Below are 25,214 nucleotides of genomic sequence, written 5' to 3' on the forward strand. Positions count from 1 at the left end.
TTATTTTAACCTTTCAATTTCTTATAGAGTTCTGGGTTATTTTGATAGAGTTCATTTCGACTCTGATAACCCATACGAGCAAATTCTTCTTTTGTGACACCGTCACTATCGACTGGTGCTTGCTTCATTGGAGCTCCGCCTTTTAGCTTTTCTTGTACGCCTTTTTGCACGGCTTGTTCCCATGATTTCTGTAATACAGCGACAGACTGCGATACCGTCTCTGCACTTGTCAAATCGACTACATTCACTAACTCAACAGGTAAGTCACGTTCACTTAGCATTGCTTTAGCTTCTGCGGTCAATTCCTTGCGAGCAATCGCCTTTTCACGGTCAGCTAGTTCTTGCTCACGCTGATCCAACTGATATTTCTGTTTCTCGTCAGCGTTCATCTTAGCAAGCTTCTTAGCTTCGTTTTCCTTGGCTTCTTGCTCAGCTTCCCATTTAGAGCGCTCGGCAGATAGCATCTTACCGATTTCAGCACGAGTGAAAGTTCGTTCGTGCTTTTCTTCTTGCACTGTATCAACATTTTCTTGAGTGTCGACAGTCTCAGTTGATTCAGTAGATACAGTTGCATTGATTTCTTCTGACATAATTGTCCTCCAGCGATTACGTCGCCACTCGATAATCTCGCTTTACGTCCGGCGACGGAACAGTACAGCTTTTAATGTCATCGGTACAGTTTGGACAATATTAAAACCGTACGGGATTCCATACGGTTAGAGCATGAGAAAACCGCCTCGATTTCTATGCGGTTTATAGCAATTTACAGTAATTTATAGCAGTCTATTCCTGCCAGTCAAGATGTTGGATCACCTACTTTCTGTTTTTGAAACCTGTTAAAATCGCAAGAATAGTTCCTACGATAACCAAAAATAACCAAAAGAATACCAACCACCCGAAAGCGATTGATGCCCAATCCCAGATAAACATGTCTTTACTCCTCTACTTTTTCATATGTTTCTTTAAAGATGTCAGGTTTGCATGGATAGTACTCGCCCTGAACTCCTTTAATAATGTAATCCCCTTCTGTCGCAATCATCAATCCTTCAAGCGTTTCGATTTTTAAAAGAGGATTTTTTAAGTCTGCGTAATCAATCCGTACTGGATCTAATCCAAAATCGCATAGCTCATCTATAGCTTCTTCTGTATCTAAAAACTGCACGGCTTCAACTACTACTGGCTTTTTACGATATTTCATTAGTTGTTTTAGGTGTTCCTTCAGCATATTTGATAGACTCTATATTACCATCCACATACTTGCTATACCACTCTTTATAAGTCATATCTGCAGGTACTAGCTCGGTCTTACCTGTTTCAGGATTCCTTGCTCTACTCTTCAGCTTGCTGTAGTCTGCATCCTCGTCGTATGCGACAGTAGTAGATCTACACCACGGATGCATAGGTGGACAATTGACGCTAGGGACAGCCTTGTCCCTATCATAGACCTGATTGTCATGCTCCTGACAAATGCGTGATGTACGCTTATCTAAGACGGCCACAAAGATATACTTTTCTATGTCTGCTTCCTCATAGCTGAGTAGTTCCATTTGGTTGTGAAAAAAGGCTGATTCTGTCCGAACCAAACGTCTTGCATCGTTCTGACCTACATTGAACCTCTCAGCAATTGCTTGTGCAGTTTCTCGTGTATCTCGGCCTGTCATGAGGCTCATAAGTAGTTCATCTTTTATGCTAGAAGTAAGCTTCCCCGTATTCTTCCAGATGTCTGTAGAGTAGGTACTTCCGTCACCTACCCAACTGAAAGACTGTAGATGTTTAATCTCGCTCTCAGGAAGCCCAGAAAAGCCGTATGCTAGTCCTGTCTGCTGCTGCAGGTCAAAGGTAGCCTTGTAGTAACTATCCTTCATCAAGTCGCTATAAAAGGCGTCTGAGCCTGTCTTCTCTGAATGATAGATAGATTCACGCATACAATCTAAATCATCACTCAAACGCTCTAGGCGCTTCATACGGAAAGAATAAGCTGGACTGTCTAAGTCAGCCAGTAGTCTTTGGATATTTGGGTCATTCGGTCTTGCCTCAAGCACCTTACGAAGTTCATTCAAGTCTTTCTTATCTTTCATGTTCTTCAAGACTTGTCTAGCTTCCACCTGACTTAGACCATAATCACGTTGGAACTTATCGAAAATCTTATTGATTTCCTTATCTAAGTAAGTCTTAGCTTCCTGATAAACCTTATCGAACTGGTCTGCCTGCTTTTCGGCCTTGTCCATCTGTTGGTAAATCAGATTGGCTTTCCTCTTCGCCCAATACTCCTGATTCTTCATCCTCTACCTCATCTTCGGGTTTCGTATTGTCTTGGTTGAACATCGGCATGTCTTCCATGTTCTTCTTTTTCTCTTCTTCCAAGGCTTCCAGTTCAGCGTCAGGGTCTTCCACAAACGGCAAGAGAGAAATAAGCTGCCTATTGGTCACTTTGCCTTCCAAGTTGTTCACAATCTGAGAGATTTCTAGCAAGTTCTTAGGTAAACCGCGGCTAAACTGTGGAACGATTGAATGAGACTCTAAAGCGATCTGTTTCATGCCCAGGTAATGAGCAAAAATCGCAATACGCTGACGCAATCCTCGCTTATAGTTCGCTTCCTTGGTCTTAGTAATCATCTCAAGGCCCATCAGCTTAAATTCCATGGCTACGCCTGATGTATTCCCTGCGAAGTTCTCATCAGTCAGGTTAGGCACATGGCTGAATGTGTAGATATCCTCTTTCAGAGCCGTACGCAAGATTTCAGTAGCACTTTCGTCCAGCGTATTCTTCAAGAACTCAGCCCTTGCACTATCGCCCGGCAATTCCAAAAGACCTTCTTCAGAAAGAATCTTCATTGCTACCTTAGCGTCTTCTGGAGTGTCTGCTAACTGCGTGCCATACAAGACAAGTATAGACTCTACAGCCTGTTCCTTATCATTGACACGATTCCCCATCAAGGAATTATAGGCATCAATCAAGCTAATTTGTTGCTCGTAGTCGCCAATCGCAAAATGATTGTTGCGATATTCGATAATCGGGATTTGACCAAGATTGTGAGGCTTTACTTGCTCATTCTGAGTTGTTCCTGAATCTGTACTTCTCAGCACCATGTGATAGTGCAGATTCTCAGTAAATACCTCTGCCTGATACTTAGTAGTATCTTTCGTATCGTCCTTCACTTGATAGTAATAGACCGCAAACAAAGGCTTCCGCTCAATACTATCATCGTAGACCATGAAAGTATTCTCCGGATCAATACTAGTTGAGTCCAACTCAGCCATACCCTCTTTAGCATAGATGTACTCGTAAGCACGACCATAGATAGCCATGTTCAAAGCATTCTGAGCATCTACTTGGTCAATCTCAGCGCCATCAAAGGCTGTAAGTAGTTCATCGATATCACCTTCAGCAGTGTTATTGTACTTGATAGGATTGCCCATAAAATAGCCTGTAGCCGTGTCTGCGATATCCTTGGCATGATTGGCTACCGTCTTATAATTAGGTGCGTTCTCGTTGCGTCTCTTGTGATCTAAGATAGCATGCTCACCCAAGTAGTAGCTTTTAAGCTTCTTCAAACGTGAGCCTTCAGTGCTATGTTTCGTTATCAATTTGTAAATCAGGTCTTTCTTCAAAGAACCCTCATCATATCCATCTCGTGGATAGGTTAAATATTGGTACATGTCTTTCCTCTCTATAGGCCATAATCAGAACGTCTGCGGACGGTTGCTTTGCCACCTTCGATACATTGAAGGCTATAACGTAAAGCATCCATCAAGTGGTTATTTTTATCTTCTGGCTTGTTCAACCAATTACCTTCTTTGTCACGCTGGTAACAGTAACTATAAAATTCATCCATGATATGTTCGCAACTCGGATGTACATAAATAGCGTATCCTTGTAATTTGGACACGCCTGCCATAATACTATCCTTACCTTTCCGACTCTCTTTAATTCGAGATATTCCATGCTCTGACCTGATCTCTTCAATCAGCCGTGACTCTGCGCTATCTGCGATGATTGTCGAGCGATGATACCCTTTGTCTTTTATCATCTTCGCAACTTCTTTGGTTATCAATCCGACTTTATACGCCTCATCAAAGACATAAATCTCTTTCGTCGTATCATTTATCAACGAACAACACAAAGCGGTTGGATCATGAGTGAAACCAAAGTCAAGACCGATACATAACTTATTAGCTGAATCTTGTAGTAATTCATCCTTATTGAAATCCTTGACAGTCACGTTTTCATAGATTAAACCTTCAGCAACTCCCCATTCGCCATCGCAGACGATTCTAGCACGTCTGGGGTTCGTATGATATAAATCCTCATAACGCTTGATATCGACTTCATCCAGCCACTCGTTGCATTTATAAGTAGTTGTAGTAGCGAACGTGTCAGCTCGTCTCGTTTCTTCATCAAAGAAGACACGCTTGAGCCAGTGCCTCTCATTCCACGGGTTAAATGTGACTGTGATTTGTTTAAAGAAACCAGGTACGTCTAAACTACCACGGATTGACTCAACAACCGTACTGAACTTATCTTCAGTTTCGATTTGATACGCTTCCTCGAACCATGCCCAGCACAAGATGCCTACATCAACCGTGATAGATGTGATTTTAAGTTCGTCGTCCAAACCACGGAACAGAATCTTTTGCCCAGTCGCTTTTATTGTTATTTCAGGCAAGGACTCATTAAATTTAAACAAATGAGTCACACCTAACACATTACACGCCCACTTAAAATCCGTATAGGTAGATTGTTTGTTCGTATTCGAATATCTACGAATAACAAGTAAGTTAGCCCATGGATATTTCAAAAGACGTACAACGTAATTTAATGCAGTTGTCTTGGACTTCTTCGAACCACGAGAACCCTTGACGACTCGATAAAGACTTCTTGAGCGCCAGAACTGTCCGTATCCCCCGCCTACTGTCTTAGGTAGGTCAACAATAATATCATTCTGTTTAATCTGGTATATCTGACTCATTCGCAAACACCACCGTTCCAGAAACGTCTGCCTCTACTTTGTCTGTCCAAAGCCTATGCCGTTTTCCTAAAAGTTCGGCTGCTTTGATTCTATCTTTTGCTCCGACATCAATATCCGTAATCGTTTGACCTAATTCTCCTATGCTTATCAAGGTCTGTTCTTGCGTCTCTCCTCGCATTACTGATGTTAGATAACTAAGTACTTCTTGTTGATCTGCAATTTTCTCAGAATCAAGTTGTTTCAGTCGTTCATCTATATAGCTTTTAATCTTAGGATTCTTTAGTAACTTATGCCCTTCAACGCCTGCCACTCTATCACTAGAAACACGATAACCTGCTTTCTTATAAGCTTCCGTCGCATTACCTGAGATGATGTACTCATCTGCAAATCTCTTTTGTTTTATTCTCAATCCACTCAATTTTCCATCACCACCTTTCAAAAAATCAAAAAAAGCCACACAATGTGTGACCTTTCTGCAAGACGACTACAACCTTGCGTGTGTATTAAATTTTGACTTCATTTTTATTTTTTGTAGTCATTTAAAACCTCTAGCGGAATCAAACCGCCTAGCTTATAACTTACCTAGGATATAAGTAGCTACGCAATCATGCGAGGTCCAGTCGCTTCTGCAACCATTTTAAAGTTAATGAGTAATATATGAATGCTAAGCTTACTGCCTACCCCATTCTGGGATACAAACTCTCAAATGACAGTAGCTGGAATCGAACCAACTGGTCTAGCAGTAAAACGCACGTTTGGTAAAAGTTTCAAGGAGACCCAAACAACCTGCTAACCTGTCCTTACTGTCTAAGAGGCCGAAGCCTCTGTATTTTTAGGAGTCCTCATGACTGTTCGTTGCCAATCATTGGATAATACTATTTTAGCACGTTAAAATTGATAATTACTCTTGACTTACTCCGCTCTTACTCCAGAATTACAACTTGTTCACCATTTCGATATAGCTCTGCAAATGCCAGTAGAGCCTTTCCAAGAATTTCATAATATGAACTTTCTGAGATTGCAAGCTCATTATATACTGTTTCATCTTTTTTAGGATACCATACAAGGTACTTCTCGTATATGATTTTACGATAGTAAGGATCATGTAAATTACTAACTGCCTGCTCAATAGCATCTATCTCTAACTCTGCATCAACTTTTCGAATTGCCAATTTCTCCACTTGACTAGTTGCATTATTCCCAGGGCACCGAGGCGTAAAAGAATACGTAGTTGTCACCTTCTGACCATCTGTATCATTCGCTACACGACGCCAATGAGGATATCCTTCTAATACTTTCTTGGCGTTTTCTTTTGTTTTGACTTCGTTTATTTCTGGAAAGAAAGGCATCGCTCACCTCGTTTCTATACCGCTTAAATTTTATTCTTTATTCGTGATCACACTACCTGCGTTGACAGTGCCCCAGCCATGCTTCTCTCTGGCTTCTGCTTCTTTCATCCGGATAAGATTATCTGTGATTGAATCTGACTTAGCTTTGTTGGCCTTGGCTTCACCTTCTGCTTTGATGATACCTGTCTGACAAATGAAATCATCAGTATTTCGTCAATCATTTCTTCTGCTAACACATACCACGCTCTAAATTTCGGTATCATCTCAAATCCTCCTCTTTGACGAAAGTACCATCAATCCAACGACCTTTGCGGTCTTTGATTTCTTGGTAAGCCAGTTCAAAACATTCCTCGAAGCTATAACCAAGGGCGATGCTTAACGATTTTAACCAGTAGATTGTACGTGACAGATATAATTCAAGAATGCCATTGTCACCAAAATCTTGACATAACTGAAATTCGCTTATATTTTGATTTAAAAAACCAAAACATGTCATTACATCTCTATCATATCCTGATGTTTTAAAAATCTTATGCACATCTACCTTAATCAGCAAGGTAAGACCGACAATCACGACTGCACAGTCTCCGATGCTGTCCTTGGTCAGTTGCTCATTCTTCTTGAGATAGCCTGCGCATAACTCACCGAACTCCTCACTGAGTTTTAGTGACTGCTTGTCTAGCCGTCCACCGTTTTCAAGGTCACGGTCTATAAACCATTGTTTGACTTTGTCTATTGTGTTCATGATAATTCCTATCTTTTCGTTAATCTTGGTAAAATTTCATTCACGATGAATATATAATTAGGTGCAAGAGTTATTTTTAAAACAATTGCAACAACTAGTGTTATCAAGCTTGCGCTCGATGAAATGCAACTAACTTTTATTGGTAGTTTAAGTTCCTTTCTTTTCCGTTCAATGCGTTCTAATTTAATTTCTTCTTCGGTTTTACCTTTACATTCGTACGTGTAGACAAAACCACCATCATAAGTGAAATATATGATAGTTAAAACTGCTAAAACCACTGATGAGACAACCAGTATTGCAATCGAAATAGTTTGAAAAAGACTGAAGATATCATAAAACATCTTTTCTTTAACGATTGCTTCGTAAACCTGCGGTGCATTCCCTTTAAATGTTGTAAGCAAAGAACTTACTTCGTCAACTGTCATATTTAGCATTTTTGCTAAAGCTTGTAAAATATCGTCCATTATAATAAAACCTCATCTCCTATCTTCACCTTGTCATACACGTCCTTCGTAACCACGAATACACCGTAGTCACGTATCGTAAGCGTGTATAGCTTGCCATGTCGTCCTTTCTCGACGACTTTACCGAAAATCTCAGCGCCTGCGTTATCCGCCTTGTAGATAACCATCGGCTTCTTCTCTTCCAAATCTCGAATCCTGTCCATCTGCCAGATGTTTAATCCGGCAGACAATAAAATCCAGATAGCTATGAATCGTTTCAATCTGTGACCTCCTTTATTTCTCCAGTAAGTTTATTTTCTAAAATGTGACTTGTATGCTTTTATAATAGTGATCAACGGTTTCTTCAACCCATTGACTTCGTGTGTACGGGTATCTGTTTGGTCGTTTCATGTTACCACCTCACATATAAGTATTTTATATCAATATCTTGTTCTAAAATACACTCTTTCAATGACTTTAAAACTTCCAATGCACCGCTAACCGTTCCCCATCTATTTTCAGGTTCATACTGCACATACTTTTCAGGGTACCGCTCTAATTCAGATATACCACGCTGGATATTATCTAAAATGTCAGCAATGTTGTACGTAGTGCCTTGGTCAAAATCCCAATCCATAGCAATTCTAAACATTTTCCCTAGATTGTAGGTCGGAGAACTATATCTAGGTTCAGCGATACGAATATAATCTCCGTTTTCTATTTTCGCTAAGATTTCCAAATCATAACTCATCACTCCACCTCCTCAAAATAACTATGAAATTTACTTAAATTGACAATAGCGACCTCTTCGACAAAATGTTTTTCGATGTCAAAGTCTGGATCATTTTTTCCAAACTCTTTCTTTATCGCTTTTTCGGCCAGCGAAGGTAAAGCGAATATACTTGCTCCGTTATTTAAGGCAAGCGCTTGACCGTGTTTATTTACTATTCGATAACCCACATCAAACGGTCTGATTTTTTCTGGGATTTTTATGCATTTACTTTGATTCTTCATTCCTTCTTCAAGCGTTTGTATCACACCTCAACCTCCTCAATCTCAATCCCTGGGCAATCGAATACCCAGCCAAAGCCAGCTTCTTCTAGTTCTTTTTTTGTAAAATAGCCTTTGAATGCTAGAGAAAAAAATATTTTCCCATTTCCATCTTTTGCAAGGTAGTGTTTTGTTGCTTTAATCTTAACCAAATACTGCTTCTCTTTCTCGACCTCGTAGCCGAATTGATGCATGTTAACAAGTATTTGGATAAAGTTATCTGTATTCGACATCCAGTTAAATAAAGCATCGTCATTTTTCGATTTTTCCCAATTCGAACAAAGATATGCAATGTTTTTATCTAAATTATCTTTGTTTATCCTATACCAAACCGACACCAACGGTGGAACTTTGACTGGTTTGGGTTCGTCTAGTTGTTTGATTTTATCGATGATTCTGTCTACATCAATACAATTTATAAATCTACTTTTACTTTCTTTTAAGACGTTACAATAATCAATCAATTCCTGTTTATTCATCTTCCAACTCCTTTATTCTCTTCTTTCAGTTTTTCACTTTCTTTTTAAGCAAGTCTCTTTCCTCAGACCTGCTAAAAGCAAGCGATTTGACACACGGCTCAGATAGTTCAACTATCCTTGCCTCCGTTTGCTCGATTGTGCGTTTCAGTCCTTCTATTACTGTTTGTTTGCTGTATTCCATGGCTTATCCTGCTTGTTTTTCTAGCCAGTTAAAGAGCAATCCGAACTGCTCTGTCACTAGCTCATCATCATTGTATTGTTTACAAATTTCTCCGATTGACGACACCGCCCATAACCAATAAGCGTCGGAAGCAAAACCGACCTCTTGGCTCTTCTGATTGCTGCGCGCCATCCATTCTGGAATTTGTCTGCTGAAGAAATCAATGTAGTCAATTCTCATGGCAATTCCTCAATCTTGATATAGATCCCAACTGTGTCAGCCCAGAACTTTTCGGCAATCTCGCTGGCCACTTGGGCATCGTCTTGCCAGTATCCAAGTTTCGTCATGCAATCCTTGAGCAACTTCTGTAAATTATCTGTATCCGGCTTTGTAGTCTTGTACTGGCCATCGTAGCTTTTCTTGATACGAGGGAAACACCACTTAACCGTCAGACGAATCGCGCCTTTAAATTTATCAGGAGGTACATGCTGCGCAAGCAAGCTCTCAAATTTCGCTCTGGCATTTTTTAGATCCTCTGGTTCATAAAAGATTGGCTTACCAGATTTCACATTTACCTTTTTCTGTTGATGAGTTGTTGTCGGGATTTTTTTCATCGGTAAAAAGAATTCAATCATTTTTACCTCTTTGCTAATCTGATACAACTATAGCAATTACACGACCATCATCAAAGAATTTGAATTCTGTCTCGATAATTTCATAACCATCATTTTCTAACTCTTTAATATACCCATTGATGTCTTCTTGGAATTTCTCAATAGTCGTTTCAGTATTTTCGAGGTCAAAGTCAGCCTCACTAAATTTACTTTTAAAAATATCTACATACATTTTTATTTCACCTTTCTAATTTTACATGTTTTTGTTTGTTATAATTTTGTGCGCTTTGTCAAAGAAGGAGATGGATAAGGGACAAGGGGGGCGTAGCTCAATCGCCCCCTTTCCCTTTCCGTTTCTTTGACTTTTTGACAAACGGAATCAGTCTAATACCCTAAGTAAGGGTATATCGTTTCCGTTTCCGGGAATTTCTTATAAATTTCTTATATTTTTCTCCCGTGTGGGAGTAATTACGGTAACATAAAAACTTTAACAATTTCCGACTTCGGGCACGGAAACGGGCGGACTTTTTTAAGGAATTTCCTTTAATAATTTCCGTCCGTGTCTGTTTCCGAAAACAGGAAGTTAATCATTATTTTCCGTTTTTTCGTCTGTATTTACCTTTACTGCTATACCATTTTTATGTTCGAAATCTTTGTGTTTTTTTATGTGACTTCTAACTGTTTTTTCATCAACATCCAAATATTCAGCCATCTCTTTTACTGTAACAGGATCTGAACCGTCAAATAATGCATCATAAGCAGTTTCTAGTTTTTGCAATTTAACTTCCCAGGTTTCTTCTTTAGACTTACGTCCTTCACGAGCTTTTCTAGCTCTAGCATGATTGTTCGCTTCCTCCACCTGTATATCTGCCAGCACGCCCGTTTCATCAAGCGCGTGTACTGGATAACTAAACCACATATTGACTGGCTTGAATTTGGCAAACTCTCGGAGCGTGCCTTCGACTCGCCACGCAGTTGCTATCTGGATTCTGTTGCGAACTTCTTCGAGCCTGTCTACATAAGGAGCACGAGCCATGACATCTGAAATACCCTTTTCAAAGTGCGTTCTCATTTGCGCAGGGCTCAAGAGGTCATCTAAGCCGACATTTTGCTGGTAATAGGCATTATTTCGCTCTTGCAAAGCCTGCTTGTATACTTCGCATGCTGCTTGATTTAATCGCTGTGTCAGTAACTCTTCAGACACTTCTAGCTCGACTAAATCGATAAGTGCGTCAGGATCTCGAGCAAATACACCAGAACCACTAGCGCGGTCCATGGACTTCTTGCCACCTTGAGAACCCTTTGAATGATGATGACAGTAGATAACGCTAGAGCCTAATTCTGTGGCCACTTTATCAAATTGATTCGTAAAATGTGCCATCTGATCCGCGCTATTCTCGTCACCAGTCAGAACTTTATAAATCGGGTCAATGATGACTGCGATATAATTCTTTTTCAAAGCTCGACGTATGAGTTTAGGAGCCAACTTGTCCATCGGTACAGTCTTTCCACGAAGATTCCAGATATCAATGTTACTGATGTTTTGTGGTGGCAATCCCATCGCTTGATAAACATCACGGAAGCGATGTAAAGCAGACGGACGGTCTAGCTCCAGATTGACATATAACACACGTCCTTGGGTACAATCCCAGCCGAGCCAATTCTTACCCTCTGCAATTGCAATCGACATCTCGATTAATGCGAATGACTTGCCGGCCTTAGACGGTCCAGCAATCAGCATCTTATGGCCTTGACGAAGGACACCTTTTATCAACTCTGGAGCTAACTCTGGCAAGTTATCCCAACTATCGGCCAATCCTTCAGGATCAGGTAAATCATCGTTCAAATCTTCAATGTATTGATACCATTCATCCCAATCGGTCTTACCAATATTCGTATCTACCAAGAATTGCTTCTGTCCATTACGGATGAACCCAGGCATACGAGATAGTCTACTTGGATTTCGATTCTGTGTATCGACGATAATGCCGTTCTTTTGACAAATCTTATAAAGATAATCAACCCTATTACGGTATTCTTCGTAATTCTTGGCATCTACTTTGACGATGGCATGGAGTGATTTATTTCCACTGTGTACTAAAGCAACGATAGGTAGTTCAAGTTCTTTGTAGATAGCGTTTTGCTTATCGATTGGCATGCTGTCGGATTCGACTAGGGCATATCTGAAATCTGTCACATTTTCATTTTTTGCGCCTTTCCCATCCATTGGATTGAATCGAACCCATGCTCCGGCTTCTTCGTGATAATCACCTAGCACTGCACCGATATCGCCATTACATCTACTAAGTTCTTCAATCAATTGCCCAGCAGTCCGGTCATAAGCTCCCTTCGTAGGTAGCCATTTGACAGTCTCTCCTGTTTCATCGTCAGTCTTTGGATAGCATTCAGTAACGTACCCAACATTTTCGCTAGCTTCGAAGAGTGTTTCAAGATATTTGATAATCTCCTGAACCGGGTTCCAAATAGTTGGCTCATGGATTTCCTTACCTTCAATCCAGTCTTTATCAATCACACGATAATCGCGGCCTATTATATCGGTCCAGCCGAACTCATGCGCATTCTCGCTATCATAGCTGGATTGCGATACCCAGCCGTTTTCTTTAGCAAGTTGGGTAATCGTCGCACCCGTCACGATAGTTCCTGCTTGTTCGTTGAAAGTATCCCATTTCTTGAAACATTCAAATTTCTTGTATCGGCTATCATTTTGTGACCAGTTATCCCAGTCGGATGCTGTATATCCTTCATGTTTAAGAGCCATACCGACATTGATCCACGTCTGATAATCTACCGTGGCAGGATTGATGTAATCCAGCAACGGCAACAAATTAAAATCATTCTCTGCCACTATCTCCTCCTTAATTTAGTACATATTCAGCTGGTCGCACGCTTGTCGGAACTCTCCAACCATTAGCTGCTATGCGATTAATCATATTTTTAGCTTCTTCGAACGGCCACATTCCCACATCTTTGAAACCGTATCTTTCAAGTAATCTGATTTGTTTAGGTGTTGTTAAACCTTCCGCTTGTCGCTTGTGTAATCTATCTAAATATAAAGCAGCCTTTCCAGCATTCGCGATTTCGTCAGGAAGTATGCCGTATTTCTCAAGAGCTTTAATTTGCTTATCACTAGCAGGTGCCATCTCCCATCCAAAGTTAGGTACGTAGTTTGATAAATCTTCAGCATGGATAGACATTTCAAATTGCAACGGATCAACTAGTTTGCGTTTACGCTTGCGCATTTCTTCCAGCTGTTTTGCCAAAGCTTCCTCACGTTGAGCGACTACATCTTCTGCTGCCTTGACTTCCATATCTTCAAGGTCAAGCATTACACCAGTTTGCTCTTCCATGTTCTCAACCATTTTCTGAGCGACTTCTGGAGTCTCACAGATTAAATGAGCTGGACGGCATAGCTCGTGGCGTTCTGTATGCCAGAGGAAGTCTAGCAAGAGTAATTCTTCCTTCCTTGGATGTAAACGAGTACCACGCCCCACCATCTGGCTATATAAGGCACGTACCTTAGTAGGTCTTAGCACTACTACACAATCCACTGACGGGCAATCCCACCCTTCAGTCAATAACATCGAATTACAAAGCACGTTGTAACGGTCTTTCTCAAAGTCTTCTAAGATTTCTGCACGGTCCTTGGACTCTCCATTGACTTCAGCAGCACGAAATCCTTTTGCGTTTAGGATATCGCGAAACTTCTGCGAGGTCTTTACCAAAGGCAAGAATACGACTGTCTTGCGGTCTGCACATTGCTTGACCATTTCGTCCGCTATCTGTTCCAGATATGGATCCAGTGCCGTTCCAATATCACTCGCCTTGAAATCGCCTGCCGACATGCTCACATTTGATAAATCCAAGTTGAGCGGAATTGTCAGAGCTTTGATTTTAGATAAGTAGCCTTCTTTGATAGCTTGTACCAACGAATATTCATAAGCGAGGCTATCGAAGTAAGAACCAAGGTTTTTCATATCTCCACGGTCTGGCGTGGCAGTAACCCCTAATACATCCGACTTCTCAAAATAGCCAAGCACACGCTGGTAACCATCTGAAATAGCGTGATGGGCTTCATCAACTACAATCGTATCGAACCAATCAGGAGGAAATTGACTAAGTCGCTTCTCTCTCTGCATGGTCTGAACTGAGCCAACGACTACTCGATACCAAGAACCGATAGAAGTATTCTCTGCTTTCTCTAAGGCCGTACCAAGTCCTGTTGCAGTCTTGAGCTTGTCGCTAGCCTGCTCTAACAATTCAGACCTATGAGCAAGGACAAGTACACGCTTGCCCTCTCTCACTTGATCTTCGATAATTTTGGAAAAAACAATAGTTTTTCCACATCCTGTCGGCAGTACTAAGAGCGTGCGCTTGCGACCTTTAGCCCATTCAGCTTGAACAGCTTCCCGTGCTTCCTGTTGATAAGGTCTTAATTGCATCCCTTACCTCCTAGAACTGCCCAGCTTGGTATCCAGCTTGTGGCTGTTGTGGTTGTTGCGCAAAATTCGGTTGCTGTGGTTGCTGGTAGCTTGCTTGCGTAGCTTGCCCTGGTTGTTGGTTCAATACTTTTGTGTAATCAACATCTTCAGGATAGAGCATAGATTTGACTTCGTTATAATTATTTTCCTTGTACTGTCGAGTTCCGACTTTACATACACCAGTTGCGCCGATGATGGTATTCCAGTTCATACGAAGCGGTTCGCCTTTTTTCTTTTGGCCAATTGCAGCAAAGAAAGCAGACAGCATTCCTTCGGTTGAACTGTGTAGATACAAGTTGTGGCGCAGTTCAGTTTCGCCTTCGTTAGCTACAATCTTAATGCTGACGATAGCCTTGTTACACGCTGGCAATTTTCCGGGATTTTGTGGATTTGGCGTGTGACGTGTGCGTTCCATACCGACTACTGTAAAGTGGTATAAACCATCAGGTAATAGGACGTATTCCGAGTCTTTTTCAATCGTATCTTCCCATCCAAATTCGCGTTCAAAGTTGTTGTATTGTTGTTGTGTCATGTTGTTTTTCTCCTTATGCTAAAATTGTGATTTTATCGTTGTTTGCAAGTTCTGTTTTTAAATAATTTGCGATGCTTTCGACGGCTTCTAATTTCCATTTTCCCCCATCTGCTTCAAAGAGCGCAAGGTTCGCCGATTTGTTGATGCGGAAGACGAATTGACTAGCAGGCTGTTCCACTTCGTTGAAAGTACGATATGGTCTCAAGGTTACTGGATTTGGAGTTTTAGCTTGTGCTAGGCTTGCTACACCATCACGAACCGTAGCCATTTGACTGATGCCATTGTCCTGTACTTCTGCACCTTTTTCGATTTTCAAATGGCTAGCAAAATCCAAAACCAAATTACGGTCTGCATCATCGATAAACATAGACTGCAGCATAATATTGAATTCTTCCTGGTCGCGCCAATTGCTAAAAGGAATAACTGGAACGGTTGCTTTTACAGACACAAGCTGAGGACGTTTACCATTTTCAAAATCAACTTGATCATATACAGATACTTTTTGGAAACTGTCCACGACAACTACAAGTCTACGACCACCGATGAAATCGTTATCTGATTTGAGGTAATCAACTAAACTTTTGAGTGTTTGAAGTTCAAGAATTGGCGCGTATTTGCGAGGTCTAAGCTCTCTGAAGTCATGCTTGTTGATGTCAAAATATTCCTTGCCATTTGATGAAGAAATAATTTTATTTTCTTTATCTGCTAACTCAACTGCATAAGATAATGCTTCTTTAAGATTTTCTGTCATGGTTAGTTACCTGCTTTCTTTTTGTTGTAATCAATAATATTTGTATTTTGTTGTTCGACTTTTTCGATGAGCTCCCCAGTATCTGTTCTCATATCACCATTGTCATCAAAGTAAGTTTGACCAGGGATACCACTTTTAAGTTCATTAGCGTGGATTATACCAGCGTCATCACGACCGACAATAACAGTTGTTGCAACACCTTTTTGCGGTGCCAATGTAGATTTGACTTCCATACCTGTCTTAACGACAGTACGTTCATCATCTGTTGACATCGTCAGCGTAATAGTGACCTTACGAGTAGCCTTAGCTTCCGTATTTGGATCCAAAATGTTATCAAGGACTTTTTCAAGTTCTTTGTCAACCTTCTCTTGTAAGGCTGTATTGGCGATTTTTGATAAATCGATTTTAATAGTTTTATCTTTCATAGATACCTCTTGTTATATCTTGCTATGATTTCTAATTCCCAAAATCTACACCGTGAAGGGTAATTCTGGTTCTTTTCTAACTTGATTTTCAATAACTTCCACAGTTGCTTGCCAATGAGCGACAATCATATCCCAGTAATCCGTTGGGAAACTTTCGATAGGAGTTCCTAACGGGAAATGCCCGCGAATATAAGCAACTTTTTGGAGTTCTTCTTCCGTCACGTTTCCTTGCGCCATGAGATCTGTCAAACTCTTTGGTAAGTTCGTGTGATATTGTGCAGGCGTTGCCTGTGGTGTGCCAGGAGCTTCATTTTGTGGTTTTTCAGCTACCTGCGACATATCGAGAGGCAATTCTTCTTGAACTTGTTGAGGGGCTTGCTGTGCGGTCTGCTGAGCCGCTGGGGCTACTGGAGGTTGTGGTGGAATAGGTTGCGTTTGTTGACTCACAAAGATATGAGCGATTCCAGCGTAATGAAATGGCATCTCGTCAGGTAACCCATGACGGTTCTTAGCATCCCATGCTGGTCGGTGGTTGGTATACATCACACGCTCACCGCCTTGAGCCTTTTTCTTACCGTTATCAGTCGTCATGACTAAGGTCTTGTAATTGGCAAATAGAACCATGTCAGCCCATTCTTTTACAAGTGGCGCTGTCTGGGAACTCGTCTTCTTACCAAGTTTTAGTTCGTATCTGTCGTAAGAACCCATCTCGTCCGGTTGCTCAAATTTCTTAATCTGAGCGTGCGCAGTCAATACCACGTTGATACCCATATCAACCAAGTCAGACAGACTATTTAAGAAACGTCCCATTTCTTCCTGAACAAAGGTGTACCCCTTGCCCCATCCAAAATCTTCAATCCCTTGCTTACCATGTTGCGAACAGATGTAATTAACTGCCAAAGCTTCTGCCCAGTCGATTGTGTCGATGACAAGAGTCCCACACTCAGTCGGATTTGCCTTAATGAAAGCAATCTCATTGATTAGCATGGTCCAGCTGGTCGGTTTGTCTAATCTAGCTACATCCATGTTGTCTGTCGAACCTTCCGTATCGATGAAGACAGCATTTGGAAATTCGGCTGCAAACGTGGACTTGCCAATTCCTTCCGGACCGTAGATAACTACCTTTTGAGCTCGCGCTCGTTTCCCTCTTGTGATTTGCATATTTTAAAATCCTCCTTGCCATGTTTTAGGCGTTTGTGCCACCTCTGGCTTAACGCTATACCCGTCTTCAATCATGATGCTACATTCGTCTCCTGTTGAGACTCGTGTCGCAATTGCTTGCAATCCTTCCTGCTCAAGCCATGAACCAAATTCTTGTAGAGTCAACTGGTCCATTTGCTCCAGCTTGTCAATGAGTACGAAACCACACTCTGGCTTGAGTTTGCGCACGATTGCAGTCGCAACTTGTAGCTGTTGACTACCAGACATGTTATCCCATCGCTGACCGAGGTAGAGCAATTCACCATCGTCCACAGATAAGCCAGGCAATGGCAACTCTGCATTAGTAAGCAGGTCTGTCTTCTGCTTGCGGATGTCAGCAATAACAAGGTCTAATTCACGATATTGCTCGCGATAACCCTTGGCATCTTCTTCTGCTTTATCCTTGTCCAGATTAGCACGCACTTTACGATTGATTTCGTCAATCTCTGCGATGTTGTTTTCAATCTCCTCAGTTGATTCATCGAGAAGGTCCATAGCATCGGTATTCGCGATAGTCAAGTCTTGAGCTAACTGACTTTCTTTTTCTTTGGCGTCGGCCAGCAATTGCTCCAATCGTTCAACCTCTGCAACTGCTGAGTCGTGTTGATTTTGGATAGATACCAAATTCTGGCGTTTGCGAGCATTCTCGCCATTCTTGGCAAGGATAGCCTGTTGTTGTTGGATAAGCTCAGAGATAGAGACTAATTCTTTCGGTGCATCTGGGTAATAAGGTTGTTCTTTTGCGAACTTCTCCTTTTGGTCAGCAATTACACCGATTGCGTGGCGCTCGTCATACTTGGCTTTTTCCTGCATTTCCAACTCAACCAACTGCGGACCGACTCCGATGATTTGTAGCAGAGTTTTCGCTTTCTCTTTGCTGGTCTGCTCCATGAATTTTGGCAAGTTGATAGCCAGTTCTTCCACAAAGCTATCCAGCAAGTTTTGACCAGCCTTGTTGCCACTTGGGTCAATGACTTTGAGAGTGCTATTCTTTCCGCTACGCTCCACAATCAGGCCATTTGACAGCGTGATTTTCAAACTTGGCGGAATTGTACTTCCTTCTCTCTGAGCTTGGCTAGGTTTATACTTATTGCCACCCAGCGCCCAAGCAATCGCGTCCAACACGCTTGTTTTCCCTTGGTTGTTATTTCCACCTACGATTGTCAAACCAGTCGCTGACGGCTCTAATTTGACCGCTTTAACACGCTTGACGTTTTCGATTTCTAGTTTATTAATCGTTACCATCTTTTTCTCCTCCGACTCTTAAAGATTTGACAGGTATTTGAATCTCTTCAACTTCCGCATATTCAAGAGCGAAATCAAGTAGCTGGTTTAAAACGTCAATCAATTTCATATCGCACTCATCCGCGAGGTCTATAATACGCTCATAGTGTTCGCGAGCTACTCTGATACGTGGTGTTGGTTCTTGTGTTCCTTTGGTTTTATATTTTCTGTTCATTATTTCCTCCTTAGTTTTAATTGGAAATTCTCTGCTTCTAGTTTCTTTCTTAAAGATTGTTCCTTTTGCAATCGTTTCTTGAGATCATCGATTTCATGTTGCATATGCGCCATCATTTCAAGGTCACGCATCTTCTCTCTGCGCTTACAAGTGGATAAATCCCACGCTTGTCTATCCCATACGGTTTGCATAGCGTGCTCTTCGTGGCTCTGGTAAAGCTAATGGCTCAGGGCGTAAACCTACAGGCGGTTCGTTGTCGTAGGTGAAGCCTTTAAACTCTCGCCGAATATTCTTGCGGATTTGTTGGTGCTCTGCCTCTCTACCACGTTCGTAAGCATGGTTATAACCTTGAATAATCATAGACGCAAATTCTTGCTCTTTACGTCTCTCTTCTTCCTCTCGTTGTTCTTGGATTTTGATGTGACGGCAAAGCCCTGCAAATCCAATCAGCAAAGCTCCAACACCCATCAACTGGTCTAAAATCGGTGGTTCAAACATTTTTATCTCCTTATGCTCTTAATTTTCGTACTTCTTTCTCTAATTCCAAAATCTCATAAACATCATTGACATCGTACATAATATCTTTCCCTTGCTTACGAAATCTTAATCCTTTGCGTTCTAACTGCTTAACATAGCCATGAGTGAAGCCGAACTTCTTCATCAAAGCTTGTTGATTGATTGGCATGCGATCATTCTCTAACTGCTCCTTGACTTGCTTTTCAGCAAAGGCCAGTAATTGGTTTGTGAACAATTCAGCACTTTCGCCGTCCAATCGTAATTGTAACGTTATACCTTCCATTTTCTACATCCTCTCAACTATGCGGGCAAGCATTTTTGTGATATAATGGTCTAAATTGTTTTAGTAAGCGCCTGACTTTGTCGGGTGCTTTTTTGTTTTAATTACATTGTTACCGTTTTGGTGACTTTCTTGGTAAAAAAATATCTTGCAAAGGTTTATCAAAAAAGCTACGCAAGAAAAACATTTCATCTTGAGTAAAAGCGCTCTGCCCCTTCTCTTTCTGACGATATGCAGTTTCTGAAATACCAAGTTTTTGGGCTAATTCTTTCTGAGTAATACCTTTTTCTTTTCTTAGTTGATACAGATAAATTTGCACATTACCACCTCCTTATCTAAATTCATCTAAGCTGATTTCCAGTGCATCAGCAATTTTGCACATATTAGGCCACGAAAGGTATTTTACCTTTCCACTTTTTAAGTCAGAAAAGAAACTTCGATTAACTCCAGCCATCTTAGATAATTGATTGCCGTTCAAATTTCTTTCCTGCATTATTCTGTTTAATTGTTCCCACATCTTACACCTCCAAAAAACACTATATGTTGTAAAATAAATATATTTAATTACAATATGTTGTGTTTTTCTGCTATCTATGTTATAATCATTCTTGACTAAGACCTCTCCCGTTTTAGTCAAAGTTTCCATAGAAAGGAGAAGATAGTATGGCAAATACTCCAATAAAACCTGGAACAGATAATCAGGAACCTGGTCGCTATGTAGAGGTAGGACCTCGTGGCGGAAAAGTTACTAATGGTCATACCGCAACTATCGGAAAAGGTGATCGGCTCCCTCCGACATCTGCTAAAGGTAACGGCTGGAAAAAAGTCTAATCTTCGTTTGCGTACAATCGTTCAATGGTTGTACGCTTTTTCCATACACAAAAGCACATTCCAAAAATATTGATTTGAATCCATGCTTCGGCGTAATCTTCCCCATCGCTGGCATAATGAGTTATATAATGGTGAATCATTTCATACCCTCGTCCTACTTTCCATCGCCCTGAGTTCAATCTCATGGCTGACTTGTCTAAATAGCTTCTCACACGCTATTTTTGCTTCTCTGTACGTTGTGTTCTCGCTGATGAAGTAATCAGCAAGTTCAATGATCTTATCTTCCAATTCTAACTCGCTTTCAAATGTGGTATAATCAAAATAAAACGATTGGAGAAATCTCATGTCTAAAAAAACTTGTTTTGTAGTTTCCGCTATTGGTCAAGAAAAATCAGAAATCAGGAATCATTCAGATAGTGTTTTAAAACACATTATTAAACCAGCATTATCTGATAAGTATGATGTGACAAGAGCTGATGAATTATATCATTCTGATAAAATAGATGAAAAAATATTTAAGGCTTTATCAGATTCAGACCTAGCTATTGTTGATATAACAGGAAATAATCCAAATGTCTTTTTGGAACTTGGCTATCGTAAAGCCTTAGATTTACCAACTATATTTTTAAGACAACAAACCGATGAAGATATTCCATTTGATATTCGGACAATCAATATCATTCAGTATGATTTAAAAAATGCCAGCGGTACAAATATGCTTGATTCTGTTCAAAAAACTATTGAACGAATTCAAAAAACCGAGGAAACTTTAGATTTTTCAACATTGAAAAATAAAAATAATGATGAAAAAGACTACGTTACAACTCAAGAATTCTCGCAATTAACATCTACAATTAACAATATTTATGACGCTGTCGAAAAATTGTCACATGAAGTGAAAAATATTTCAAAGACTAATCATTCTACAACTCAAGAAGATATTATCATGATGGCCTTCCAAAATCCTGAAAAACTAGAGAAATTCTTTGAGTTGCAGAATAAATACCCTAACGTATTTTCTCCTAATAATACTAATTAGCTTGCTCTAGACGAACTAACCTTTCTTCTAATCCCTTAATGTAGCCTTTGAGGTAATTTACCATGGCTACATTTTTTTCTATCTCTTCCTTTAGAGTTTCTAATTCGTTCATTTTTCTACTCCTTATCTTTTTTATCACATCGGTACTTCACTATCTGACGGATAGTAAAAGATACAATCACAAATCCTGCTAGGATTATCAAGCCAACATTTTCATCCATTGCTTTTCACGGCAAATGATGGTACACTATCAAGTAGAGGTTGGGGCGTCGCCCCTTTCTCTACTTTTTGTTTTGAAGCTTACGTTTGTGTTCTAATATTTGTTTGTGCCACAAACGTGCTTCTCTGATTAAGCCTAGTACCAAGATGACGGTTGTGGTGTCCTTGGTTGCTAGGCTTTTTATGATGTGTTCCATCATTTGCCTTACCTCCTTTCCCTTAAGCTTGATTATAGTATATCACCATTTTGGTGACTTGTCAACAGTTTTTTAATTAAAAAATAAAAAAAGTTGCGCTTTCGGTGACTTTTTTATATAATCTACTTATAACAACTATAGAAATAGAGGTGAGTAAAATGGATTTAAAAAAGTATATAGGAACGCAAATTAAGACGTTTCGTAAGTCAGCTGGATTCACCCAAGATGAACTTGCCAAAAGATTAAACACTACTAAACAAACTATTAGTAGATATGAAAAAGGGGATAGGAAAGCCAACCAAGATATGCTCTTTGAACTTTGCGATATTTTTGGTGTTTCAATAGACGATTTTTTCCCTTCTCAAAATGAATCTACTCAGCTCCCTACCTCTTCCCAAATCCAATCCATCTACGACCAACTAGAACCGCCTAGACAGAGCAAAGTCCTGACCTTTGCCGAGAGGCAACTAGACGAGCAGAAAAACGAAGAAGAAACGAAGATAAACGAAGTATCGGAAGTTATCAGCTTGTACCAAGTTGAGGTAGTATCTGAGACGGCAGCAGCTTGTGGATTTAACTATGGATTTGGCTACGATGATACAGATAGAGAGACTATAGAGGTTGACCAGCAACCACCACATCACGATATTGCAACTAAGGTCAGCGGAGACTCCATGCAACCTGACTATCAAGACGGAGACATTCTCTATTTAGTAGACAAAGGACTGACCACCTACAACGGAGATTTAGCAGTTATCGCATACGGAGACCGTTCTTACTTTAAGAAGATATACACCGAAAACGGACGCTTACGCCTAGTATCGCTCAATGACAAGTACGAAGACATCATCCTAGACTTCCCACCAGCCGAAGACACACACATCAAGATTTATGCAGTTGTTGGAGTGTATAGAAGGGAATGAAGCTAACTGTTTCCATTTTGGAAATAGTTGGCAATAATAAAAATAAAATTAACAAAAAACTTGACAAAAACAACAAAAGACTCTATAATGAAATTAATCTAAGTGAATGCTCCCCCCTGGGAGCCTAGAAGAGTCTTTGTATCTATACAGAGGCTCTTTTTGATTTACGGAGGAGAGATATGGAAACAAAACCTTTTAAAACATTTCGAGAGCAGATAGAACTCCTAAAATCTCGAGGGCTTACCATCCGAGATGAAAACAGGGCAATCAGCATTTTATCGACATACAGCTATTACGAAATCATAAACGGCTATAAAGAAATTGGTATTGAACAAGGAGAGAAATTTAAAGAGGGCGCAACATTTGAAAAACTCGTAGACTTTTTCCTCATGGATAAAAGCATACGAACAAATATCAATCTAGCATTACAAGAAATCGAGGCTCATCTTAGAACCATTCTTTCCTACGTAGTCGCAGAACATTACACTGCAGACCAAAATAAATACCTTCAAAGAGAGAACTATGAACGAGGTGCTAAAAAATTCAAAGAGTCTGAACGATCTAAGTTTCTACGTAAATGTTATAAAATCACCCAAGATAAGACTCAACCATATAAACATTATCGAGAAAAGCATGGCAACGTGCCGCCTTGGATTCTTGTTAAAGGGATGACTTTTGGTCACCTAATCACTTTTTATAAACTACAAAAGTCGCATATAAAGACAGAAGTTATCCAGCGCATGACAGGACTAGACAAAGAAAATATAGATAATGATATTAAACAATTGTTTATCAATGTATTTTACTTCTTACTCTCCTATCGGAACAGATGTGCCCATCTTGGAAGAGTTTATAACTTCACAACAGAAAAGAACAAAATCAATTACAATAAATTCTTTCACAATCGATTGCACATCACAGAAGAAGATTACAAGAATGGGCAAGGACAAAACGGCTTGAGAACACTCATATTTTCCCTAACCTTATTCAAAACTTGGGGTCCGGTATCACCAGTGGGATTATTGAACTTCCAGATTATGGAAGCTATCAACTCCTATCTGTTGAAATATCCAGAAGATAGAGATTATATAAACCAACAAATAGGCGGTGAACTTATTCCTATCGTCTAAACAAAAAATCCCCACACTCTCCGACGGCAATCTTCGAGTGTGAGGATTAAACTTTCCATCAAGCAAGCAATGGAAAGGATGATAAAAAAATACAACTATAGTTTATCATAAGTTCTACACCTTTTCAACTATGCGGGCAAGCAATCGAAAAGAAAGGACTTTTTATGATAAAAAAATACCTTACAAAAAAAGGAGAGACTAGATATCTCTTTCAAACATATCTGGGTATAGACCCTGCTACTGGAAAAGAAAAGCGTACAACACGCCGTGGTTTTAAAACCATTAAAGAAGCTAAAGCAGCCGAACGTGACCTTCTCTTAGATGTTGAAGAGAATGGTTTTTCAAACAACGAAGATTTCCAGAATCCTACTTTCGCTGAAGTCGCTGAACTATGGCTTGATAGCTATAAGAGCACTGTAAAACCAACAACTTATCAGAACGTTAAGAAGAAACTTGATGTTATGATTGACTCATATTTTACAGATATGAAGATTCAACAGATCAGTGTAGCTTATTGTCAGAAGGTTGCTATCAAGTTAAGTAATCGCTATATCCTCTATGCCAATTACTACTCTGTCATCAGCCGTATTTTCAAGTATGCCACTTCTATTGACATTATTAAGTCAAATCCCTTAGACAAGATTATCAAGCCTAAAAATAGACCCTTAAAGGGCAAAGAAAACTACTATACAAAGCAGGAACTAACCAAGTTCCTTAAAGTTTACAAAGCAAATTGCAAACCAGTAGACTACACTTTTTTCCACTTGCTCGCTTTTTCTGGATTGAGAACTGGAGAAGCTATTGGACTCATGTGGTCAGATGTTGACTTTGAAAATAAACGATTGGATATTTCTCGGACGGCTGTCGTAATTGGTGACAAGCAAACTGTTCAGGATCCTAAAACCAAAAGGAGTAAGAGGGTTATCACCTTAGATGATGAAACTCTGAATGTATTAAAATTCTGGAAACGTCAACAAATAAAAGAATATTTCCAGGCTGGTATGCCTTATAAACATGATTCGAATTATATTTTTACGAACAATAGCGGGGGATGGCTTTTAGCTGCAACTATGAAAGTGAAACTTTTAAGATTCTTTCGTAAACACAATAATCTTAAAAAAATTTCGCCTCACGGGTTTAGACATACACACGCTTCTCTCCTCTTTGAAGCTGGTGTTACAGCCAAAATTATTTCGGACAGATTAGGTCATAATAATGTTCAAACTACCCTTGACATGTATACCCACATCAACGATAATCAACGTGTTGAAGTCGTTAATCAGCTTATGGATTTCATCCGCTCCAGCTAAAAGTAGAGTCGTATTCAATCTCGTATTCACTTTTGGTTGACATGCTAGAAGTCCACTGGTTTCAAAGGATTAGCAAGCTGTGTACTATTTATG

The 25,214-nt window shown here is 40.1% G+C and carries 35 protein-coding genes and 1 pseudogene; 5 read left to right on the forward strand and 31 right to left on the reverse strand.

Annotated elements, in window-relative coordinates; translation table 11 throughout:
* Positions 1-5: 5 nt before the first annotated feature.
* From HT722_RS07940 to HT722_RS08080, 30 genes and pseudogenes are all read right to left on the reverse strand, one after another.
* The gene (locus HT722_RS07940) at positions 6-590 is read right to left on the reverse strand and encodes a DUF4355 domain-containing protein (protein ID WP_173278535.1); all 585 of its coding nucleotides are present in this window, start codon (positions 588-590) and stop codon (positions 6-8) included.
* Positions 591-934: 344 nt separating this feature from the next.
* On the reverse strand, positions 935-1,198 hold the full coding sequence (locus HT722_RS07945; protein WP_050235100.1) for a hypothetical protein: 264 nt from the start codon (positions 1,196-1,198) through the stop codon (positions 935-937).
* Positions 1,185-2,282 (reverse strand): minor capsid protein, encoded by a 1,098-nt coding sequence (locus HT722_RS07950; protein WP_240146951.1) that lies wholly within the window; start codon positions 2,280-2,282, stop codon positions 1,185-1,187. Before HT722_RS07950 ends, HT722_RS07945 begins: the two co-directional genes overlap by 14 nt.
* Positions 2,191-3,660: a phage portal protein gene (locus HT722_RS07955; RefSeq protein WP_173278537.1), complete on the reverse strand. Its 1,470-nt coding sequence runs from the start codon at positions 3,658-3,660 to the stop codon at positions 2,191-2,193. The genes HT722_RS07950 and HT722_RS07955 overlap by 92 nt, the downstream gene beginning before the upstream one ends.
* An 11-nt stretch (positions 3,661-3,671) precedes the next feature.
* A complete protein-coding gene (locus HT722_RS07960; protein WP_173278539.1) occupies positions 3,672-4,970 on the reverse strand; it encodes a PBSX family phage terminase large subunit in 1,299 nt (432 codons plus the stop codon).
* Positions 4,948-5,388 (reverse strand): terminase small subunit, encoded by a 441-nt coding sequence (locus tag HT722_RS07965; protein WP_001859583.1) that lies wholly within the window; start codon positions 5,386-5,388, stop codon positions 4,948-4,950. Before HT722_RS07965 ends, HT722_RS07960 begins: the two co-directional genes overlap by 23 nt.
* Positions 5,389-5,893: 505 nt before the next feature.
* Complete coding sequence (locus HT722_RS07970) at positions 5,894-6,319, reverse strand: ArpU family phage packaging/lysis transcriptional regulator (RefSeq protein ID WP_173214009.1); 426 nt, start codon at positions 6,317-6,319, stop codon at positions 5,894-5,896.
* A 30-nt stretch (positions 6,320-6,349) separates the two neighbouring features.
* Positions 6,350-6,499 (reverse strand): annotated as a pseudogene (locus HT722_RS10570) (prohibitin family protein); the annotation flags it as partial.
* Between the two features lie 79 nt (positions 6,500-6,578).
* The gene (locus HT722_RS07975) at positions 6,579-7,064 is read right to left on the reverse strand and encodes a MazG-like family protein (RefSeq protein ID WP_173278543.1); all 486 of its coding nucleotides are present in this window, start codon (positions 7,062-7,064) and stop codon (positions 6,579-6,581) included.
* 8 nt (positions 7,065-7,072) lie between these two features.
* A complete protein-coding gene (locus HT722_RS07980) occupies positions 7,073-7,528 on the reverse strand; it encodes a hypothetical protein (RefSeq protein ID WP_173249858.1) in 456 nt (151 codons plus the stop codon).
* Positions 7,528-7,788 carry a DUF1372 family protein gene (locus tag HT722_RS07985; RefSeq protein ID WP_173278545.1) on the reverse strand — a complete coding sequence of 87 codons (261 nt, stop codon included), beginning with the start codon at positions 7,786-7,788 and terminating at the stop codon, positions 7,528-7,530. The genes HT722_RS07980 and HT722_RS07985 overlap by 1 nt, the downstream gene beginning before the upstream one ends.
* Positions 7,789-7,919: 131 nt before the next feature.
* The gene (locus HT722_RS07990) at positions 7,920-8,258 is read right to left on the reverse strand and encodes a hypothetical protein (protein ID WP_173278547.1); all 339 of its coding nucleotides are present in this window, start codon (positions 8,256-8,258) and stop codon (positions 7,920-7,922) included.
* Positions 8,258-8,545, reverse strand: a complete 288-nt coding sequence (locus HT722_RS07995; protein ID WP_173278550.1) for a hypothetical protein — start codon at positions 8,543-8,545, stop codon at positions 8,258-8,260. The genes HT722_RS07990 and HT722_RS07995 overlap by 1 nt, the downstream gene beginning before the upstream one ends.
* On the reverse strand, positions 8,542-9,036 hold the full coding sequence (locus HT722_RS08000; RefSeq protein ID WP_173278552.1) for a DUF1642 domain-containing protein: 495 nt from the start codon (positions 9,034-9,036) through the stop codon (positions 8,542-8,544). The genes HT722_RS07995 and HT722_RS08000 overlap by 4 nt, the downstream gene beginning before the upstream one ends.
* Before the next feature lie 184 nt (positions 9,037-9,220).
* The gene (locus HT722_RS08005) at positions 9,221-9,436 is read right to left on the reverse strand and encodes a hypothetical protein (RefSeq protein ID WP_173278555.1); all 216 of its coding nucleotides are present in this window, start codon (positions 9,434-9,436) and stop codon (positions 9,221-9,223) included.
* Positions 9,433-9,831, reverse strand: a complete 399-nt coding sequence (locus tag HT722_RS08010; RefSeq protein ID WP_173278557.1) for a RusA family crossover junction endodeoxyribonuclease — start codon at positions 9,829-9,831, stop codon at positions 9,433-9,435. The genes HT722_RS08005 and HT722_RS08010 overlap by 4 nt, the downstream gene beginning before the upstream one ends.
* A gap of 13 nt (positions 9,832-9,844) precedes the next feature.
* The gene (locus tag HT722_RS08015; protein ID WP_173278559.1) at positions 9,845-10,042 is read right to left on the reverse strand and encodes a hypothetical protein; all 198 of its coding nucleotides are present in this window, start codon (positions 10,040-10,042) and stop codon (positions 9,845-9,847) included.
* A 351-nt stretch (positions 10,043-10,393) separates the two neighbouring features.
* Positions 10,394-12,676, reverse strand: a complete 2,283-nt coding sequence (locus HT722_RS08020; RefSeq protein WP_173278561.1) for an AAA family ATPase — start codon at positions 12,674-12,676, stop codon at positions 10,394-10,396.
* A gap of 10 nt (positions 12,677-12,686) precedes the next feature.
* Positions 12,687-14,270: a DEAD/DEAH box helicase gene (locus tag HT722_RS08025; protein ID WP_173278563.1), complete on the reverse strand. Its 1,584-nt coding sequence runs from the start codon at positions 14,268-14,270 to the stop codon at positions 12,687-12,689.
* 10 nt (positions 14,271-14,280) lie between these two features.
* A complete protein-coding gene (locus tag HT722_RS08030; protein WP_173278565.1) occupies positions 14,281-14,841 on the reverse strand; it encodes a hypothetical protein in 561 nt (186 codons plus the stop codon).
* A gap of 13 nt (positions 14,842-14,854) precedes the next feature.
* Positions 14,855-15,592: a hypothetical protein gene (locus HT722_RS08035; protein WP_173278567.1), complete on the reverse strand. Its 738-nt coding sequence runs from the start codon at positions 15,590-15,592 to the stop codon at positions 14,855-14,857.
* A gap of 2 nt (positions 15,593-15,594) precedes the next feature.
* Positions 15,595-16,017, reverse strand: a complete 423-nt coding sequence (locus tag HT722_RS08040) for a hypothetical protein (protein WP_049512766.1) — start codon at positions 16,015-16,017, stop codon at positions 15,595-15,597.
* Positions 16,018-16,062: 45 nt separating this feature from the next.
* Positions 16,063-17,178 (reverse strand): ATP-binding protein, encoded by a 1,116-nt coding sequence (locus HT722_RS08045; RefSeq protein WP_173278569.1) that lies wholly within the window; start codon positions 17,176-17,178, stop codon positions 16,063-16,065.
* A gap of 3 nt (positions 17,179-17,181) precedes the next feature.
* Positions 17,182-18,462, reverse strand: a complete 1,281-nt coding sequence (locus HT722_RS08050) for an AAA family ATPase (RefSeq protein ID WP_173278571.1) — start codon at positions 18,460-18,462, stop codon at positions 17,182-17,184.
* Positions 18,449-18,676 carry a hypothetical protein gene (locus HT722_RS08055; protein WP_173278573.1) on the reverse strand — a complete coding sequence of 76 codons (228 nt, stop codon included), beginning with the start codon at positions 18,674-18,676 and terminating at the stop codon, positions 18,449-18,451. Before HT722_RS08055 ends, HT722_RS08050 begins: the two co-directional genes overlap by 14 nt.
* Positions 18,676-18,867 (reverse strand): hypothetical protein, encoded by a 192-nt coding sequence (locus HT722_RS08060; protein ID WP_173278575.1) that lies wholly within the window; start codon positions 18,865-18,867, stop codon positions 18,676-18,678. The genes HT722_RS08055 and HT722_RS08060 overlap by 1 nt, the downstream gene beginning before the upstream one ends.
* Positions 18,848-19,174: a hypothetical protein gene (locus tag HT722_RS08065; protein WP_173278577.1), complete on the reverse strand. Its 327-nt coding sequence runs from the start codon at positions 19,172-19,174 to the stop codon at positions 18,848-18,850. Before HT722_RS08065 ends, HT722_RS08060 begins: the two co-directional genes overlap by 20 nt.
* A gap of 10 nt (positions 19,175-19,184) precedes the next feature.
* The gene (locus HT722_RS08070) at positions 19,185-19,475 is read right to left on the reverse strand and encodes a hypothetical protein (RefSeq protein WP_057488003.1); all 291 of its coding nucleotides are present in this window, start codon (positions 19,473-19,475) and stop codon (positions 19,185-19,187) included.
* A 109-nt stretch (positions 19,476-19,584) separates the two neighbouring features.
* Positions 19,585-19,791, reverse strand: coding sequence for a helix-turn-helix transcriptional regulator (locus HT722_RS08075; RefSeq protein ID WP_045763047.1), 207 nt, complete (start codon positions 19,789-19,791; stop codon positions 19,585-19,587).
* Positions 19,792-19,803: 12 nt separating this feature from the next.
* Complete coding sequence (locus tag HT722_RS08080; RefSeq protein WP_173278579.1) at positions 19,804-19,989, reverse strand: helix-turn-helix transcriptional regulator; 186 nt, start codon at positions 19,987-19,989, stop codon at positions 19,804-19,806.
* A gap of 146 nt (positions 19,990-20,135) precedes the next feature.
* Here HT722_RS08080 and HT722_RS08085 point away from each other — a divergent pair, with 146 nt between their 5' ends.
* Together HT722_RS08085 and HT722_RS08090 are read left to right on the forward strand one after the other, a co-directional pair.
* A complete protein-coding gene (locus HT722_RS08085) occupies positions 20,136-20,303 on the forward strand; it encodes a YjzC family protein (RefSeq protein ID WP_173278581.1) in 168 nt (55 codons plus the stop codon).
* 343 nt (positions 20,304-20,646) lie between these two features.
* Positions 20,647-21,342, forward strand: coding sequence for a hypothetical protein (locus HT722_RS08090; RefSeq protein ID WP_173278584.1), 696 nt, complete (start codon positions 20,647-20,649; stop codon positions 21,340-21,342).
* Positions 21,343-21,623: 281 nt separating this feature from the next.
* On the opposite strand, the gene HT722_RS08095 is transcribed toward HT722_RS08090, so the two are convergent.
* Positions 21,624-21,761, reverse strand: coding sequence for a hypothetical protein (locus HT722_RS08095; protein ID WP_173278586.1), 138 nt, complete (start codon positions 21,759-21,761; stop codon positions 21,624-21,626).
* A 155-nt stretch (positions 21,762-21,916) separates the two neighbouring features.
* On the opposite strand from HT722_RS08095, the gene HT722_RS08100 reads away from it, so the two are divergent.
* The 3 genes from HT722_RS08100 to HT722_RS08110 all read left to right on the forward strand — a co-directional run bounded on the left by HT722_RS08100 (position 21,917) and on the right by HT722_RS08110 (position 25,121).
* Positions 21,917-22,681 (forward strand): S24 family peptidase, encoded by a 765-nt coding sequence (locus HT722_RS08100; RefSeq protein ID WP_173278588.1) that lies wholly within the window; start codon positions 21,917-21,919, stop codon positions 22,679-22,681.
* Between the two features lie 179 nt (positions 22,682-22,860).
* On the forward strand, positions 22,861-23,811 hold the full coding sequence (locus tag HT722_RS08105; protein ID WP_173278590.1) for an Abi family protein: 951 nt from the start codon (positions 22,861-22,863) through the stop codon (positions 23,809-23,811).
* Positions 23,812-23,975: 164 nt separating this feature from the next.
* The gene (locus HT722_RS08110) at positions 23,976-25,121 is read left to right on the forward strand and encodes a site-specific integrase (RefSeq protein ID WP_173278592.1); all 1,146 of its coding nucleotides are present in this window, start codon (positions 23,976-23,978) and stop codon (positions 25,119-25,121) included.
* Positions 25,122-25,214: the final 93 nt, after the last annotated feature.

Origin of the sequence: Streptococcus sp. 53, from assembly GCF_013276565.1 — a bacterium.
GTDB lineage: Bacteria > Bacillota > Bacilli > Lactobacillales > Streptococcaceae > Streptococcus.